The organism is Halalkaliarchaeum sp. AArc-CO, from assembly GCF_024972735.1.
Taxonomy (GTDB): Archaea; Halobacteriota; Halobacteria; order Halobacteriales; family Haloferacaceae; genus Halalkaliarchaeum.
This window is the reverse complement of sequence record NZ_CP087723.1, coordinates 482,363-499,174: the sequence shown is the minus strand read 5'-3', so window position 1 is coordinate 499,174 and position 16,812 is coordinate 482,363. Positions and strand designations below refer to the sequence as shown.

Genomic DNA, 16,812 nt, shown 5'->3' with positions numbered 1-16,812 from the left:
AGTCAGTCCCAGTTATCGCGGATCCGGTCTTCGGCGTCGACCATCGCGTCCTCGAGGGACTGATCGCCGGTGTAAGCGTTCATGAACGCGTCCTCGAGGGGACCCCACACCTGGTTCATCTTGGCGTTTGTCGGCATCGGAACGCCGGTGGCAGCCGATTCCGAGAAGCCCTGCACTGCGTCCGGGAGGTCGTCGCTTCCCGCGAGATCCTCGTGGACCGGAATGTATCCCTGGTCCTCCGCGAGACGCGTGAGCACGTCCGTGTTCGTGGTGTACCACTCCGCGAACGTGCGTGCCGCGTCGCCACGGTCCGCTTCGTCGGTGATCGCGTCCGCGAAGTAGATCATACTCACGCCGGAGTACGGCGCGGGTTCGCCGCCGTCGGGCGCCGGAAGCGCCGCGACGCTCGCCTCGAACTCCACGTCGCCGAGGAACCACGGACCGTTGATCGCGAGGGGAGCGTTCCCCTCGACGAAGGCGGCCGCCTGGGGATCGTATTCGGGGTCGTTCGGGGAGTACGGGTCCAGTTCCTCGAGGACGACCTCGAAGCCGCGGATCGTCTCGTCCATTGTGAGCCCGAGGCTCTCGTCGGCGTCGTCGAAGTAGTAGCCGCCGAACGCGTGGGCGTACGCCGAGTAGAAGTACGGGTCCATCGGATACGACAGCCCGAACTGGTTGTTCGCCGGATCGTGGTACTCCTCCATGATCTCCTGCATTTCGTCGATCGTCTCCGGCGGCTCGTCGACCATCTCCTCGTTGTAGATCAACGCGACCGTCTCCGCCGAGACCGGCAGCCCGTACACGCCGCCCTGGTACTGGATCGCGTTGCGGCCCGCGTCGGTGAACTGATCGAGGTCGACGTCGAGATCCTCACTCTGATCGACGATGAACTGCGAGTCCGCGAAGTCACCGACCCAGTCGTGTGCCCACATGAAGATCTCCGGCCCCTCGCCGGCGGGGATCGCGCTCACGAGTCGGTCCTCGAGTTCGGCGATGTCGGCACCGTCCAGCAGGTAGTCCGTCTCGTCGTTGAACGTCCCGACCGCGTCTTCGACGATTTCGAGTTCGCCCTCCGAGAGCGCGTACCAGAACTCCGCCTCGCCGGCGACGGTCTCCTCCTCGCCGTCGTCGCCGCCCCCGTTTCCGTCGCCGTCCCCGTCGCCGCCCCCACCGCCCGCGCCGTCGTCGGGGTCGTCCTCTTCGACGCCGACACAGCCTGCAACGCCCACGAAGCCCGTTCCCGCCAGTGCGCCGAGCAGCTTTCTGCGATTCGTTCTCATGGCTGAATCTATGATGAATAATGAATTCAATGTTTTAAAGATTTGGGAAGGATTCACGTTCCAGAGAGTGCAACAATGCCGCAAAGGCGGTTTTTGAGGCCTATATCGCGAATATTCGGGTTTAAAAAACGTGCTACGAAATTATACATCACTCTTCTCGAAGAGTGCCGAACGGTTTTACGGCTACCGCCACGAAAGCGGCCATGGCCATCACGCGGGAGGCGGTGCATCACCGCCCGAAGAGCGAGTACGCGTACGCACCCGACAAGGAGACGGTCCACGTCAGGCTCCGAACGGAGCGACAGGACGTCGGGAAGTGTCGAATCGTCCACGGCGACAAGTACGATTGGCCCGAAAGCGCGAAGCGTACATCGATGCGGTCAATCGGGGCGGACGACCGGTTCGACTACTGGCAGGCCGCCGTGGAACCGGCTCACGGGCGCCTCTGTTATGCGTTTCACCTCTCGACAGACGACGAGGAGCTCTGGTTCACCGAGTGGGGGTTCGAGGAGGGATCGATCAACGAGCTACCCACGATGGGAGCAGAACGCCCCCTCCACTACTTCGAGTATCCGTACCTCCACCCGGATGGGGTCGTCGACCCGCCGGAGTGGGTCGCCGACGCCGTCTTCTATCAGATCTTTCCGGAACGGTTCGCTAACGGGGATCCGAGCCGGGATCCCGACGATGTCGAAGCGTGGGGCGGACGCCCCGATCGTGACAGTTTCTACGGCGGCGACCTCGAGGGGATCATCGACAACCTGGACTACCTCGAGGAACTGGGCGTCACGGCGCTGTATCTCACTCCGATCTTCGAGGCGCCGTCGAATCACAAGTACGACACCACCGATTACATGCGGATCGACCCGCAGTTCGGGGACGAAGAGACCCTGACGCGACTCGTCGATCGGGCCCACGGCCGGGGGATCCGTGTGATGCTCGACGCGGTGTTCAACCACTGTGGGTGGACGTTCGAGCCGTTCCAGGACGTCGTCGAGAACGGCGCCGACTCGGAGTACGCAGACTGGTTTCACGTCCACGAGTTCCCAATCGAGTTCGACCCCCGACCCAGCTACGACGCGTTCGCGTTCGTCCCGGAGATGCCCAAACTGAACACCGCGAATCCGGCGGTCCGGGAGTACCTGTTCGACGTCGCCACCTACTGGGTGGAGGAGTTCGGGATCGACGGCTGGCGTCTCGACGTCGCAAACGAGGTCGATCACCGGTTCTGGCGGGACCTTCGCCGGGAAGTCAAGTCGATCGACCCGGAGACGTACATCCTCGGGGAGATCTGGCACGACGCGCGCCCCTGGCTGGAGGGCGACCAGTTCGACGCCGCGATGAACTACCCGTTCTCGTATGCCGTCTACGACTTCCTCGCGGATCCCGAGATCGACGCCGTCGGGTTCATCGACAAGATGACGCGCCACCGCATGCGCCACCCGGACCCGACGAACGGCGTGCTTTTCAATCTGCTCGGGAGCCACGACACGCCGCGACTGCTCCACCGGTGTGGCGGTGACGAGCAGATCCTTCGACTGGCGTTTCTCCTGCTTTTCACCTATCGGGGGACGCCGTGCTTGTACTACGGCGACGAGGTCGGGATGACCGGCGGCGACGATCCCGACTGCCGGCGACCGATGACGTGGGACGAGTCCGAACAGAATTCGGCGCTTCGGGAAGACGTCCGGGAGCTGATCGACCTCCGGACGACCCGGACAGTACTCCGGCGCGGCCAGGTGCGGTTCGACCGCGAGCGGTCGAGCGAGGACACCCTGGTGTTCACCCGGAGCATCCCTGCGGCCCACGGGTCGGATCAGGCAACGCACGGACGGCCCGTCACCGTCGCGATCAACCGCGGCCCCGGAGCCGTCGACGTGCCACTGGTGGGCGAAGGTGGCGACGTGCTGTTTGCCACAGGGTCAGTGGAGCAGCAACCAGACCGGGGAGAGGACGGAGATCAACTCACACTCGGGGAGCGATCCGGGGCAATCTGGACGTGAAACGATCGGGTGAGAATTAATACGAAATTTTACCTCACACTTTCGAAAATTTGGGAAAGAGTTATTGCCTGTCATACCTGATTCGTGACAATGGCAACCGTACGGCTCGAATCACTGCGAAAGGAGTTCGACGCGGGCGACATCGTCGCCGTCGACGACGTCGACCTGACGGTGAATGACGGGGAGTTCCTCACCGTCGTCGGGCCGTCTGGCTGCGGGAAGTCGACGACGTTGCGGATGGTTGCGGGACTGGAGCGGCCCACCGACGGCCGGGTGTACATCGGCGACAGGGACGTCACCGACCGGCACGCACGCAAGCGGGACGTCGCGATGGTGTTTCAAAACTACGCGCTGTACCCCCACAAGACCGTCTTCCAGAACATGGAGTTCGGGCTCCGGATGTCCACCGACCTCACGAAGGCAGAACGCCGGGAGAAGGTCGAATGGGCCGCCGACATGATGGGAATCGGCGAGCTGCTCGAACAGCAACCCGACGAGCTTTCGGGTGGTCAGAAACAGCGCGTCGCGCTGGGGCGTGCGATCGTCCGGGAGCCGGACGTGTTCCTGTTCGACGAGCCGCTGTCGAACCTCGACGCCAAGCTCCGGGTGGAGATGCGCACGGAGATCCAGCGGCTGCAAGACGAACTGGATATCACCGCGCTGTACGTGACCCACGACCAGGAGGAGGCGATGACGATGGGCGACCGGATGGCGATCCTGGAAAACGGCGTTCTCCAGCAGGTCGGGGAACCGAAGGAAGTGTACCGCAACCCCGCAAACGAGTTCGTCGGCAGCTTCGTCGGTTCGCCGAGCATGAACTTCCTCGAGGTGGAGGCACACAATACGGGGGGCGAACTCCGGCTCGTCGATCCCGACGGGAACTTCGACGTCGCGTTGAACGGCCAGCTGTCGGAGCTGGTCTCAGGCGGGACAAGCTACACCGCCGGGATCCGACCCGAGGACGTCTTCATCACCGATAACGGCCTCGAAACGACCGTCGAGGTGGTCGAACCCGTCGGCTCGGACAATTACGTCTATCTGGATCTTGGCCACAACTTCATCGCGCGCGTCGACGCCGCAGTCGAGCCGTCGATGGGCGAGAGAGTCCACGTGTCGTTCGACGAGAGCGACCTCCACCTGTTCGGCGACGACGGAACTGCGGTTCGCACGGACGGGGTCGATCCGACCCGGACGGCGGCGGCGTCGAGGAGCACCTCCTCTACGTAGGACGGCAGATTCCCAATCCGGATGTTTTCAAAAGTGCCCTCGATCAGGGTGTCCTCAAAAGTGCCCTCGATCGAGGTGTCCTCAGAAGAACTCCCCCTTTTGAGCGGCAGTTAAACCGCCGCCGTCCCCGATCAGTCGGTCGCGACCGGCTCGTCGTCCATCCGCAGCACTCCACGTTCGGAAAGCAGGGCGCGGGTCGACAGCCGGATCGCGTGGGGCCATCCAAGCGGCGTGGCGCTGTCGGGGGTGCCGTCGTCGAAGAACTGTTCGGGAAGGTAACCGGTCTGTGCCGCGAGCGGGCCGCCGGGCTCGACCAGTGCGAGCAGTTCGCGGGCCCGGCGGGTCCAGTCGGGCGCCCGAGGATCGTCCCGCTCTGACAAGAGCACGGACAGTTCCGTGGCCGCATTAGCCCCCCACGCCGTGGAGACCGTCCACACCTTGGGTTCCGTCTGCTCTTCCCGGCGCCACTCGTCGCCTTCGTACCTGACGAGCCCTTCGATGGGTCCGTCCTCGGGGTTCCGAGAGAGCCCCTCGACGAGCGAGTCGACGTGTGAAACGAGCCGGTCGAGACGATCGTCGTCGACGCCGGACACCCGGTCGTACGACCGGTGGGCGCCCACGAGCGCGAACGACGCGGAGTCGAAACGTCGGTCCAGTTCCCCGTCGGGCGTCTCCCGCATCGCGAAGGCCCCCCGGTCGTCCATCCAGAAGTCGTCGATCCCGGCGGACACCCGATGGGCCTGCTCACGTGCGTGCGCTCGGAGATCAGAATCGACCGATGTTGCAGCCGCAACCCCAGCGTACGCCTCGAGGAACGTCGCAGCCGTGTGGGAAAACCGACCCGCGGCGTCCTCCCAGGCGTTCTGACACACCTCGGGACGCCCGTCGGCTGCAAGCGTCGCGTCGAGTCCGTCGAGCCCGGCCGCCAGGGCCTCGTCCACTTGGGCGGGAAGGTCCCCGTCCGCGTCGGAATCGAGCCGGTCCCGGACCCGCGCGAGAAACGTCACGACGCTTGCGGTCTGGTCCGCCTGGTACTCCCCGTTCTCGCCCGTCTCGAGGCGGCTGTTCGCCCAGCCGGGGGCGAGCGAGCCGTCGACGGGCCAGACGCGATGGGGCCAGGTGCCGTCCGGAAGCTGGGTTCGGCAGTACATCTCGGCGGATCGGCGGTGCCAGGCGCCGAGATCCAGGTCGAACACACGGTCGGCAGTCAGTAGGAACCCCGCGATCTCCGCGTCGTCACGGAACCACGTGTAGCCGTAGCCGCCCGAGTGTCGATACGCCGGATCGAAGTCGGGGCCCGCGATCCGGAGCCCGGTCGACCCGGAAAGCATCGAAACGACGCGGAGGTCTTCGACGGCACCGTCCCGACCGGGCACGGAGGACGGAACAGTCACGGGGGCGTCGGTAACCCCGACGCCGGCCGCCGCGGCTGCCCGCTCGAACGCCGGGCGATCCTCGAACCGATCGAGCAGTTCCTCGAGTCGGTCTCGTGCGCGATCGCGCGGCGTGTCGGCTCGGTTCGTCAACAACGACACCAGCGTAACCGTCCTGCCGTCCGGAACGATCTCGGCGCCGATCCACCGCGAGAGGCGCTCCTCCTCGTATCGTTGCCCGTCGGTGGCACCGCTGCCATCGAATGATCGGGCCCACTCGAACCCGTGGGCTGGGGTGCCGGCCCGGACCGACTCGAAGCCGGGATCGGCCGCGAGGAAATCACTCTCCCGTGTGTGATACACTTCGATCGAGTCGGGATAGCGGAGCTGGCCGACGCGGTCGGTTCGGCCGTCCGGCGAGAACGCCAGCGAGACGAGCAGTGCGAGGTCGGACGTGCCGGCATCGTCGGCCGATTCCGCACTCGCCGACAGGTCCGAGAGGTCGAACCGGGTCAGGTGGGCCCGGCCCTCGTTTAGATCCAGGCGACGAACCGGACCCGCAGGCGTTGGGTGGACGGTTTCCACGAGCGAACTCTCGTCGACGTAACGCTGTGTCGTGTCACAGCCAGCGAACCGGACTACCTCGTCGTCGAACCGGAGCGCAAACCGGGCCCGATCGATCCCGGACAGCCCCGAAAGCGGATAGCCGAAGTCCCGGAGACAACCGTCCGGGCGAACGTGAACCAGCCGATCGCCGCCGCCCGAGAACAGTCCGGTCGTCGTGGGACGCTCTCCGGGAAACCGGGGGGGAGTCTCTCCCTCTCGTTCTTCGCCGACCGGCGGGTCGCGATCACTCATCGTTCGTGCAGAAGGACCCACCCGATTTTAATCTTTGGTGTAATTTTAGTTCATACGTTTGGCCAGTGGAGCGTTCCGACCCATCTAAGTGAACGGTGGGTAGTGTAGACGTATGGACGAGTCCACGCTGGTCGACCTCCTCGGTCGGTTCGGCTTTTCCGACAAGGAGATCGACACGTATCTCACGCTGCTCGCCCACGGCGAGGCGACCGCGAGCCAGATCGCCGACGCGGCGGGGGTCTCCAAGCGGTACGTCTACAGCGTCAGCGAGACGCTGGAGAAACGGGGGTTTGCAGAGGTCAACGACCACGTCGTGCCGACAGTGATCCGCGCGAACCCGCCCGAGCAGGTGATCGAGAGCCTGCAACGGGACGTCGACGCAATGTTGCCGGGGCTAAAACAGCGGTACGCCGAGGTCGAACCGACGGCCGACCAGTTCGAGGTCGTCAAATCGCGGGTGACCGTCCTCAAGCGGATCCGGGCCCTCATCCGCGAGGCGGAGACGGAGCTCGTTTTGTCGCTGCCGATCGACCACCTCCCGGACGTGCGCGAGGAACTGGCCGCCGCGGTGGACCGTGGGGTGCTGGTGTTGCTGATCGTCGCCGGCGTCGACGACCAGACGGAGCTGTCGGAGACGCTGCCGGAACTCAACGGAATCGCAAGCGTCACCCGTACCTGGAGCGAGCCGATGCCGACGATCCTCGCGGTCGACAGCCGGATCGGCGTCCTGGCGCCGATGGAGATGCTGGTACGGTCCAACTCCGATCGCCAGGCAATCGTCTTCACCCAGGAGCAGCTGGGGCCGGTGATCGTCGGGTCCTTCCTGGGCAACTACTGGCCCGTCGCCGAGGAGGTCGCGGTCGCCGATCCGGCGCCGCTCCCCCGGGAGTTCGCCGACTTCCGCCATGCGGTGCTCCAGGCAACCCGCCACCTCCGGGCGGGGACCGACCTGCGGGCGAGCGTCGAGGGACGCGCGACGGAGGACGACGAACCCGTCGCCATCGAGGGCCGCGTCGTCGACGTCACGCAGGGGCTGATAACGCCCGCGAACAACGAGTTCCCGGTCGAACACGCGCTCACGCTGGAGACGGACGACGGGACAGTGGTAACCGTCGGCGGACCAGGCGCGTTCGTCGAGGACGTGGAAGCAAGCGCCGTGACACTTCTGGCTGCCTGAGCGCGAACGCGGGCGCAGTCAGCCCGGACCGTCCTCGAGTCGGTCCCCGTCCGTCGGCGTCCCGCGCGGGAGTTCGATCGTGACGAGGTTCCCCCGCGGTTCGACCTCGCGTACGGTGATCGTTCCGCCGGATCGGGCGACGATCCAGTAGACCAGCCACAGCCCCAATCCGCTGCCGTGTGAAAGCTGGTTCGGCGGTCGACCGTTCTCGAGGACTGCCCGGTCCATCTCCGATATCGCGGGGTTTTGGTCCCTGATCGAGACGTGGACCGACTCTGTCGCTTCGGTAATGCGGATCTCGGCGGACGGCCGTTCCACGTCGGCGTGTTCGACTGCGTTTTCGAGGAGCTCGTCGATCGCATCCCCGAGGTTCGGCGAGGCGGTGGCGACCGCCGACGCGGGCGCCACGACGTCGACGCTGGCGTTCGGGTGACGGTTTTCGATCCACCTTGCAGCCGCCCGACAGCCGGCCGCCACGTCCATCGTTTCCCTGTCGGTTCGCTTCCTGAGGATCTCGGTGACTGCCCTGGATTTCTCCGCAGTCTCGAGCAGTCGTTCGACCGGGGTGAGGATCCCGTCGGCCAATTTTACGGTCTCCCCGTTCGTTTCCTCGCGGATCTGCGCTGCCCGGCCGTGGACGACGTTCAGTTCGTTGCGGATGTTGTGTCTGAGCAGTCGATCGACGACTGCGAGGTGTTGCTCCCGCTCGGCGTCGTCGGTGACGTCCCGCATGATCGCGACCGCTCCTCGTACTGCATCGGCGCCGTCGCTGGAGGCGTCCGTAGGGCCGGCGCAGTCGGCAATGCCGTCGCTCCCGATCGGATAGTACCGGACGTCGAGAATGCGATCCCCCTGCTGGTCGTGGGTCCGCCGCATCCGGTATTTGACGGAGTCGCCCGCGAGCGCACGCTGGATCCGGTCGCTCGCCGCGTCGTAGGTCTCCTCGTCGACAACGTCTCTCACCGTGAGCCCGTCGACCGAATCGGGATCGATACCGTGGAACCGACAGTACGGCCCGTTCGCAAACACGAGGCGTTCGTCGGCGTCACACGCCGCGATCAGGTCGTAGGCGCCTTCGACTGCACATTTGTACTGGACGAGCTGCTCCTCCCGCCGTTTCAGCTCGGTGAAGTCTCGACAGATCGCGATCGTTCCGGCCAGTTCGTCGCTCTCGTCGTAGAAGGGGTACCGGAGAGTGTTGAACGATCGTTCCTCCTCGGTGCCGGGAAACGACGGGGAAACCTCATAGGAGACCGATTCCTCGCGTTCGAGCACCTCGCGCTTCCGGTCGGCGACAAACGCGGCCGACTCCGCGTCCATGAACGCGAACTCGTCGCGGCCGACGAGTTCGTCGGTGGGGACGCCGGTGTGCTCGCTTACGGCCTCGTTTGCCACCACGAAGTTCCCGTCGAGATCCTGCAGCATCACCGGATCTTCGAGCTGCTGCACGATCGTCTCGTACACTTCGAGGTCGCGAGAAAGCCGTTTGTACTCGGTGATTTCGTTCTGGATCGCGACGAACTCCGTGATCTCGCCGGTTCCGTTCCTGATCGGTGCGATCGTCTGGTTTGCGTAGTACAGCTCCCCGTCGGCACGGTGGTTCGGGACCTCCTCGCGCCACACCTCGCCCGCGAGGATGGCTCCCCACATCCGCTCGTAGTACTCCTCGGGGAGTTGTCCCGACTTGAGGATTCGCGGGTTGCGTCCGATCGCCTCCGCTGCGTCGTAGCCGGTGAGTTCTTCGAAGGCCGGATTGACGTACTCGATGGTACCGTCGGTGTCGGTGAAAAACACCGCCGAGGCGGACTGCTCGACGGCTCGACGGAAGTACGCGGCGTCGAACGTATCGTGTGCGATAGAGTCTCGCTTCGTCGACTCGTTTTCGGTCCGTTCGGTATCGTCCGCTCGTCTGTTGCTTTCGGGAAGCGAACCGCCGCGGGTCCCCGACTGCATATTGTCCTCGAATGTATCGTGAGTCATGATAGTGAACCGCAGAACCTCGGCCCGTGTACCCAAACTCTATCCGACTGCTCAACGGAGAGATCTGTACGTGACCTGGCGATCTCGGTGTCTGTATATACATTCAGCCGAAGAAGAATAAACGTTCTGTGAGATCGAATGGCAGGATATTACCCGAAAACGACCCACGGAGTGGCCCTCTCCCGGGAAAATAGCCTCACTCCGTTACGTCCCGGATCCAGGTCAGCCCGGCGATCGCCTTCGGGAACCCGATCGTGGGGATAGCCAGGATCGCCGCGTGTTCGAGCGTCTCCGGGTCGACCCCTTCTTCGAGCCCCCGCCGGACGTGCGAGTGGACCGCCCCCTCCGACTCAGCGGCGATCGCGAGCGCGAGTTTGACCAGCCGCTTGGTCTCGTCGTCGATCGGGCCTGCCGCAGCGCACGCCTCTCCGAGGTCGGCGTAGGCGTCCCACACGTCGCGGTGCTCTGTCGCGAATTCGCCGGCCGAGGCGGGCAGCTCCTCCGGATCGTCGATCTGATCTGACATGCGATTAACTATCACGTCGAGTGGTAACATATCTTTCCCTGTCGACGACGAAACGACCGAGTCCCGGCGAGCCGAGGAAACGAAAACGTGTTCGCGCAACGACGATGGGCCGGACGTCACGGCGATAGGACGACCGAAATGGTTACTACGTGCGTAGTACTTATTTGAAGAATACGGACGCGCGATCGGAGTCGAGAACGGCGAGACGGTGTCGGTCTCGTCGCGGGGGAACCGGGACGAGAAATCACTGCGATCGGAACACGAACGAGATACACGATGCGCACAGCGATACCCGAACACGAACGCGACAGGGGAGCAGAGGAGTGGTACCCGGGAGAACGCCGATCGACGGAGGGCCTTTTCAGTGGCGACGCGGGACGGCTGGTGTACGTCGATCGGAACGGGTCGCTGCGGGATTACTCGGCGGCGACGCTCGGATTACACGGGATCGAACGCTCGCGGCTGGGCGTCCGCTCCCGCGAAGGGACGAACTGGTTCGACGAGCTGGAGACGAGCAGACAGGCCTACGACGGGGAGACGACGGTGGTCGTGACCGAGCACGACGCTGGATCGTACACGATCAGGCAGTACGATTACACGCTCGACGGGGCGCACCTGACCCACTTCGAACTCCACGGGGAGGTGCCCGACCGGGCGCGGATCGTCGCGGCAGTGCAGTTCAGGCCGGACGGCCAGCGCCGGAGCACCGGACTGCTCCGCCACGAGGACGTCCTCGAGGTGTTTCACGACGCCGAACACGACTACGTGACCGCTTCGACCGGGCTCGACAGGGCGATCGGCCGTCCCCGCGAGTGGTTCGAATCGTTGTCGACGACGGGAGCGGCTGACCCTGCAGGCGGCGCTGCCGACGACGGGGAGAGCAACGGCAAGGAGGACACCGACGACACGGATCTCGAGTACGCCCGCGAGGAGAACGGCGTCCATCACCCGCTTTCGGACACCGTCCTCCTCGAGGTGCCGCTCTCGGACGACGGCGACTTCCTGCAGACGACGCTCGTCACGCTGCTTGCCGACAACCGCGAGACCGAACGCGAGGACGCACTGGCCCGCGTCAGGGCCTTTGCCGATCACTACCAGACCGACCGGCAGATCCGCAACCGCGCGATCGCGGCGGTCGATCCCGACGTTGCCGGCGTCCCGTACCGCGAGGCGATCCGGACGGACTTCCGGGCGATCTCACTGTTGACGGCACCGACGGGGGCCCGGATCAAAGGCCCCGAATACGACCCCTCCCACGTTCACTCCGGCGGCTACGGCTACGCCTGGTTCCGCGACGACGCCGCCGTCTCGCGACGGCTGCTCGATCTCGAGAGGACGTTCGATCTCGACCTGGGCGACCGCCATGCGGACGCCTGTGACTTTTATCGCCGAACACAGCTACCGGACGGGAGCTGGCCACAGCGGGTGTGGGCCCACAACGGATCGCTCGCGCCGGGATGGGCGAACGACCGCGTCTCCGGTGAGGGTCGGATCCACCAGCCGGACGGGACCGCAAGCGTCCTCACATACCTCGCGACGTACCTTCGGACAGCAACCGACGCCCCGGAGCGCGCTGGGTCGATCGAGGGAACGATCGAACGCGCGTTCGAGGCGCTTGTCGACGATCTCGACGCGGACGGGCTCCCCGGGAACTGCCAGGGGGTCTGGGAGACCGAGATCGGCCGCTTTACCCACACGGCCGCGGCGTTCCTGGAGGCGTTTTCCGGGGTCGCCCGCGCGCCGGTCGACGAGGAGCTGAAAGCGGAAGCGCGACGGCGGGCCGACGCGATCTACGAGCGGCTGGACGACCGGTGGGACGGCGACCGCTACCTCCGCAAGCCCGGGGACGAACGGTTCGACGCCGCCACGCTCGCGCTCGCGAGCGCCCACCGGGAGTACGCCACGCTCCGCGACGGGATCGACGCCGACCGGCTCGACCGGCTCGAAACCCACGTCGAGTCCACGATCGATGGGCTCCGCCGTGGCGGGGGGGGCGGCGTCTCCGGGATGGCACGCTACCAGGGCGACGACTGGCGTCGGCCGTCCGACGCCGGCGAGAAGATCTGGCCGCTTTCGGTCGCGTGGGCTGGGGAAGCCAGCGCCGACCTGGGTGTGCTCTTGGCATCGGCCGGCGAGGACGACGCGTCCGCCTCCGCGTTCGAGCGGTCGCGGGATCTGCTCTCGCTTCTGGCCCCGGACGGGCCGCTTTCGGGGCCAGGGGGTTCGCTTCCAGAACAGACCTTCGACGACGGCTCGCCCGACAGCGCCGTCCCGTTCGCGTGGGCTCACGCGCTCCGGGCCGGGACCGTCGCCCGACTCGCGGCGGCCGACGCCGTCGGCGTCGAGGCCGAACCGACGCAAGTGACCGGCCCGGCGGGGCATTCGACGTGGACCACAGGCGAGACGTACGGCGTCGGGACCGCCTGCGATCACAACGCGTCGGATCCCTCCCGCGTGTGGTTCACGCTGACGGAGGGAGCCCTGACGGAGCCCCGGTTCCCCCGCGTCGATCTGATGAACTTCCGCACGATCGACTTCCTCGTCGTCGACGCCGACGCCGAGTCGTCGTACACCGCCCGAACGCACAACGAAACGCGGACCGACGACGACGCCGAGACGATTTCCCGATCCACCGAGATGGTCGGCACCGAGGGGCCGGTGTACAGACAGACGATCGCAGAGACCGGCCGCGACGGCCACGAGTGGGAACTGGTCGTCGAGTACGTGACAGACCCGGGAAGCGAGTCGATCCTGCTGGACGTGAGCTTCACCGCCCGCGACGGGAACGGCTACGACGTGTACGTCGTCGGAAACGCGGCGCTTTCGGGGTACATGCGAGGAACCGAAGCCCGTACGGTCGCAGACGGCGACGGCTACGCGCTGGCAGCCAGTGAGACCGGTGCCGCCGAGGACCCCGCGATCGTCGACACCGACGGCGAGCCCTACCGGGTCGCCGCCGCGATCGCCTCGCGGCGCCAGTTCGAGTGGGCGACCGTCGACCGGTCGGGAAGCGACGGTCTCGTCGGCCTGTTTGCCGACGGCACCCTCCCCGAACCCCGGGGGGAGACCGAGCCGGGACACGCCGTGCTCGTCGGTCGGCTCGGGACTGACGTCGGCTCGCTCGCGGACCTCGTCTCCGTCGGGTTCGCCGAGGAGGCCGACGTCGACGACGCAATGATGGAAGCCAAACGGACGCTCGATGCGGGCTACGTGTCCGTCCGGGAGGCGTACCTCGACGGGTGGCGGTCGTACCTCGACCGGTTCGAGCCGCCCGAAAGCGTCGCCGGGGATCCGGACCTCCGCCGGCAGTACCGCGCGGCGATCGCGGTGCTGAAAGCAGTCGAGGACAAGACGTTCACCGGCGCCGGGATCGCGAGCCCGTCGGTTCCGTGGGGCGAGGCAGTCGACGCGACCGATCCCCGCGACTTCGGCTACAACTTCGCGTGGGCCCGCGACCTCTATCAGGTGTTTTCTGCGCTGCGGGCGATCGGCGACGTCGAAAGCGCCGTCGACTCCCTCGAATACATTTACGAGTACCAGCAGCGCGTCAACGGCTTCCTGCCGCAAAACACCTACCTCGACGGCCGGACGCGCTGGGGCGGCGAACAGCTCGACAACATCTCGTTCCCGTCGGTGATGGCCTACCAGCTCGCGGACCATCACGGGATCGGCTTCGAGGACGTGAGCTACGACTACGGCAACGTCCGCGGCTCCCTGGAGTATCTCCTCCGGTCGGGCCCCAGATCCGGCCAGGAGCGGTGGGAGGAGGAAGCCGGCTACTCCCCGTCGACGATCGCCGCCGAAATCGCGGGACTCGGCTGCGGGGCGTCACTGGCCGACGGGGAGGGGGAACGCGCCGACGCGCTTTCGTATCTGGCTCACGCCGACGACTGGCGCGCTCGCGTCGACGACTGGTGTGCCACCGCGGGCACCGGACGGTTCGAGCCGGCGCCCTACTACGTGCGGGTCACCCGCAACGGAAACCCCGACAGCGGCGTCCGCCGCGAACTGGCGAACAACGGACCGACCCTCGACGAGCGGGAGATCGTCGACGCCGGCTTCCTCGAGCTCGTCAGGTTGGGGATCCGGGATCCGGACGATCCGCCGATCGAAAACTCCGTGGCGGTCGTCGACGACGCGATCCGGACGGAGACCCCCCACGGCCCGGCGTGGTACCGGTACAACGGCGACGGCTACGGGGAGATCGGCGACACGGAACCCGACGAGGGGGCCCCCTGGGGAACGAACCGGAACGGGAGCGGCCGGCTGTGGCCGATCTTCACCGGCGAGCGCGGCGAGTACGAGCTCCAGCGGGGCACCGACGGCGGCGAGCTCGATCCCAGCGCGTTGCTCGAGACGATGGCGGGATTCGGAAACGACGGACGGATGTTGCCAGAACAGGTGTGGGATCGCGAATACCCGACCGAGTACGGCTGGGAGTTCGGCGAGGGAACCGGTGCGGCGACCCCGCTGGCCTGGAGCATGGCCGGGTTCGTTCGGCTGGCCCACGGCATCGACGCCGGCGAACCCGTCGAGACCCCCCGGTTCCTGGCCGAACGGTACCGGGAAGGTGACGCCCCCGAGGGACCGTCGCTATCGATCGCCGAACCCGCTGTCGAAACGAACGACGACGGGTCGACAGTCGTCGCGGTGTCGGGCGAAACCGACGGCGACGAGGTCGTCGTCTGGGCGCCAAACGAGACGATTTCGGTTCCGGTCGACGACGGCACCTTCGAGACCGCCCTCGAGGTCGAACCCGGTGCAGACGAGATCCGCGTGATCGCCGCGAGCGACGCGACGGAGCTGGTCGACGTCGGGACGACGATGGCGCCGGTCGATCTCGGGGACGTTCACGGGGAGCAATGACCGACTTCGAGCGGCGATCGGGGGTGTTCTGCCATCCCACCGCGCTTCCCGCCCCGGGCGGGATCGGGACGATCGGCGCGCCCGCTCGACGCTTCCTCGACCGGATCGCTGAGGCTGGCCAGTCACTGTGGCAGCTGTGTCCGCTCGGGCCGACCGTCGGAATCTACGGCAATTCGCCGTACCAGACGTGTTCGGCGTTCGCAATCGACCCGTTGTTGATCGACGTCGATGAGCTGGTCGATCGGGGGCTGCTCTCTGCAGACCGTGTCGAAACCGAGCGCGACGGGTCTCCGAAGCTGTCCGACGACTGCGTCGACTACGACGCCGTCCGGGAATACAAACGACCCCTGCTTCGGGAGGCGTACCGGAGCTACCGGGAGCAAGGACCGTCCGACCTCGTCGAAACTGTCGAGGCGTTCGACTCGCGGGCAGAGTGGCTCGGGGATTACGCCCTCTACAGGGCACTGAAGGAACGGTTTGGCGATCGGTCCTGGACCGACTGGCCGGCTGAGTTCCGCCGTCGGGAGCACGACGTACTCGAGCGTGCCCGCGACGAGCTGGACGACGAGATCGGCTATCGGATCTTCCTGCAGGCGGTCGCCCACGACCAGTGGTATCGGCTCCACGAGTACGCGACGGATCTCGGGATCGACGTCGTCGGCGACGTGCCGATCTACGTCGCACACGACAGCGCCGACGTGTGGGCCCACAGGGAGCTGTTCGAACTGGACGCCGACGGGGAACCCGCCGTCGTCGCCGGCGTTCCACCCGGGATCGACGACGACGGCCAGAAGTGGGGGAACCCGGTGTACGACTGGGACGCGCTGTCGACGACCGGCTACGCCTGGTGGGTCGACCGACTGGCGTGGACCCTGGATCTCGTCGACGTCGTCCGGCTCGATCACTTCCGGGGGTTCGAGAGCTTCTGGGCGATCCCCGCCGACGCACCCGCACGCGAGGGGGAGTGGCGACCGGGGCCCGGACGGGACCTGTTCGAGACGATCGAGCGGGCGGCGGATCCGGTCAAGGAGGGGCTGCCGGCAATCGCCGAGAACCTGGGTCACGTCACCGACGAGGCGGAAACACTCCGCCGGGAGCTCGCCGCCCCGGGAATGAACGTCATGCAGTACGCCGACTGGTGTACCGACGACCACGGCTACCAGCCACACACGTACGACGCGGACAGCGTGGCGTATCCGTCGACGCACGACACCGACACCGTCCGCGGCTACTACGAGTCACTCGAGGGGGGACACCGGGATTGTTTGCACTACTACATGGCAACCGACGGGAGCGAGATCCACTGGGAGTTCATCGAGGCGGCGTGGGAAAGCGACTCCGTGTTCGCGATTGCGCCGCTACAGGATCTGTTCGGACTGGGAAGCGACGCCCGGTTCAACACGCCCGGTACCCTCGCGGGAAACTGGGAGTGGCGGTGTCCGTCGGCACTGCTCGCGGAGTTCCCCGCCGAACGGCTGCGTGAATTGACCGGGCGAACCGGCCGGCTGCCGGAGAACTAGCG

Annotated in this window: 9 protein-coding genes; 5 read left to right on the top strand and 4 right to left on the bottom strand. The window is 66.2% G+C overall.

Annotation, left to right across the window (positions count from 1 at the left end):
- Positions 1 to 2: 2 nt before the first annotated feature.
- Positions 3 to 1,280 carry an extracellular solute-binding protein gene (locus AArcCO_RS03180; RefSeq protein WP_259534988.1) on the bottom strand — a complete coding sequence of 426 codons (1,278 nt, stop codon included), beginning with the start codon at positions 1,278 to 1,280 and terminating at the stop codon, positions 3 to 5.
- Between the two features lie 203 nt (positions 1,281 to 1,483).
- Between AArcCO_RS03180 and AArcCO_RS03175 the strand changes: the two genes are divergently transcribed.
- Positions 1,484 to 3,283, top strand: coding sequence for a glycoside hydrolase family 13 protein (locus AArcCO_RS03175; protein WP_259534987.1), 1,800 nt, complete (start codon positions 1,484 to 1,486; stop codon positions 3,281 to 3,283).
- Between the two features lie 90 nt (positions 3,284 to 3,373).
- Positions 3,374 to 4,510 (top strand): ABC transporter ATP-binding protein, encoded by a 1,137-nt coding sequence (locus tag AArcCO_RS03170; protein ID WP_259534986.1) that lies wholly within the window; start codon positions 3,374 to 3,376, stop codon positions 4,508 to 4,510.
- A gap of 131 nt (positions 4,511 to 4,641) precedes the next feature.
- On the opposite strand, the gene AArcCO_RS03165 is transcribed toward AArcCO_RS03170, so the two are convergent.
- The gene (locus AArcCO_RS03165) at positions 4,642 to 6,741 is read right to left on the bottom strand and encodes a DUF7997 domain-containing protein (RefSeq protein WP_259534985.1); all 2,100 of its coding nucleotides are present in this window, start codon (positions 6,739 to 6,741) and stop codon (positions 4,642 to 4,644) included.
- A gap of 112 nt (positions 6,742 to 6,853) precedes the next feature.
- Here AArcCO_RS03165 and AArcCO_RS03160 point away from each other — a divergent pair, with 112 nt between their 5' ends.
- Positions 6,854 to 7,918 carry a TrmB family transcriptional regulator gene (locus AArcCO_RS03160; protein ID WP_259534984.1) on the top strand — a complete coding sequence of 355 codons (1,065 nt, stop codon included), beginning with the start codon at positions 6,854 to 6,856 and terminating at the stop codon, positions 7,916 to 7,918.
- An 18-nt stretch (positions 7,919 to 7,936) separates the two neighbouring features.
- Here AArcCO_RS03160 and AArcCO_RS03155 read toward each other — a convergent pair whose 3' ends face one another.
- On the bottom strand, positions 7,937 to 9,871 hold the full coding sequence (locus AArcCO_RS03155) for a PAS domain S-box protein (RefSeq protein ID WP_259534983.1): 1,935 nt from the start codon (positions 9,869 to 9,871) through the stop codon (positions 7,937 to 7,939).
- Positions 9,872 to 10,094: 223 nt separating this feature from the next.
- Complete coding sequence (locus tag AArcCO_RS03150) at positions 10,095 to 10,424, bottom strand: carboxymuconolactone decarboxylase family protein (RefSeq protein WP_259534982.1); 330 nt, start codon at positions 10,422 to 10,424, stop codon at positions 10,095 to 10,097.
- Positions 10,425 to 10,700: 276 nt separating this feature from the next.
- Between AArcCO_RS03150 and AArcCO_RS03145 the strand changes: the two genes are divergently transcribed.
- Both AArcCO_RS03145 and malQ read left to right on the top strand, forming a co-directional pair.
- Complete coding sequence (locus AArcCO_RS03145) at positions 10,701 to 15,290, top strand: DUF7997 domain-containing protein (protein ID WP_259534981.1); 4,590 nt, start codon at positions 10,701 to 10,703, stop codon at positions 15,288 to 15,290.
- Entirely contained in the window at positions 15,287 to 16,810 is a 1,524-nt protein-coding gene (malQ, locus tag AArcCO_RS03140) for a 4-alpha-glucanotransferase (protein WP_259534980.1), read from the top strand. The genes AArcCO_RS03145 and malQ overlap by 4 nt, the downstream gene beginning before the upstream one ends.
- Positions 16,811 to 16,812: the final 2 nt, after the last annotated feature.

What these genes read in the sequence shown, in the direction of transcription:
- AArcCO_RS03180 (WP_259534988.1), bottom strand. Translation starts at nt 1,280, where the DNA reads ATGAGAACGAATCGCAGAAAGCTGCTCGGCGCACTGGCGGGAACGGGC.
- AArcCO_RS03175 (WP_259534987.1), top strand. Translation starts at nt 1,484, where the DNA reads ATGGCCATCACGCGGGAGGCGGTGCATCACCGCCCGAAGAGCGAGTAC.
- AArcCO_RS03170 (WP_259534986.1), top strand. Translation starts at nt 3,374, where the DNA reads ATGGCAACCGTACGGCTCGAATCACTGCGAAAGGAGTTCGACGCGGGC.
- AArcCO_RS03165 (WP_259534985.1), bottom strand. Translation starts at nt 6,741, where the DNA reads ATGAGTGATCGCGACCCGCCGGTCGGCGAAGAACGAGAGGGAGAGACT.
- AArcCO_RS03160 (WP_259534984.1), top strand. Translation starts at nt 6,854, where the DNA reads ATGGACGAGTCCACGCTGGTCGACCTCCTCGGTCGGTTCGGCTTTTCC.
- AArcCO_RS03155 (WP_259534983.1), bottom strand. Translation starts at nt 9,871, where the DNA reads ATGCAGTCGGGGACCCGCGGCGGTTCGCTTCCCGAAAGCAACAGACGA.
- AArcCO_RS03150 (WP_259534982.1), bottom strand. Translation starts at nt 10,424, where the DNA reads ATGTCAGATCAGATCGACGATCCGGAGGAGCTGCCCGCCTCGGCCGGC.
- AArcCO_RS03145 (WP_259534981.1), top strand. Translation starts at nt 10,701, where the DNA reads ATGCGCACAGCGATACCCGAACACGAACGCGACAGGGGAGCAGAGGAG.
- malQ (WP_259534980.1), top strand. Translation starts at nt 15,287, where the DNA reads ATGACCGACTTCGAGCGGCGATCGGGGGTGTTCTGCCATCCCACCGCG.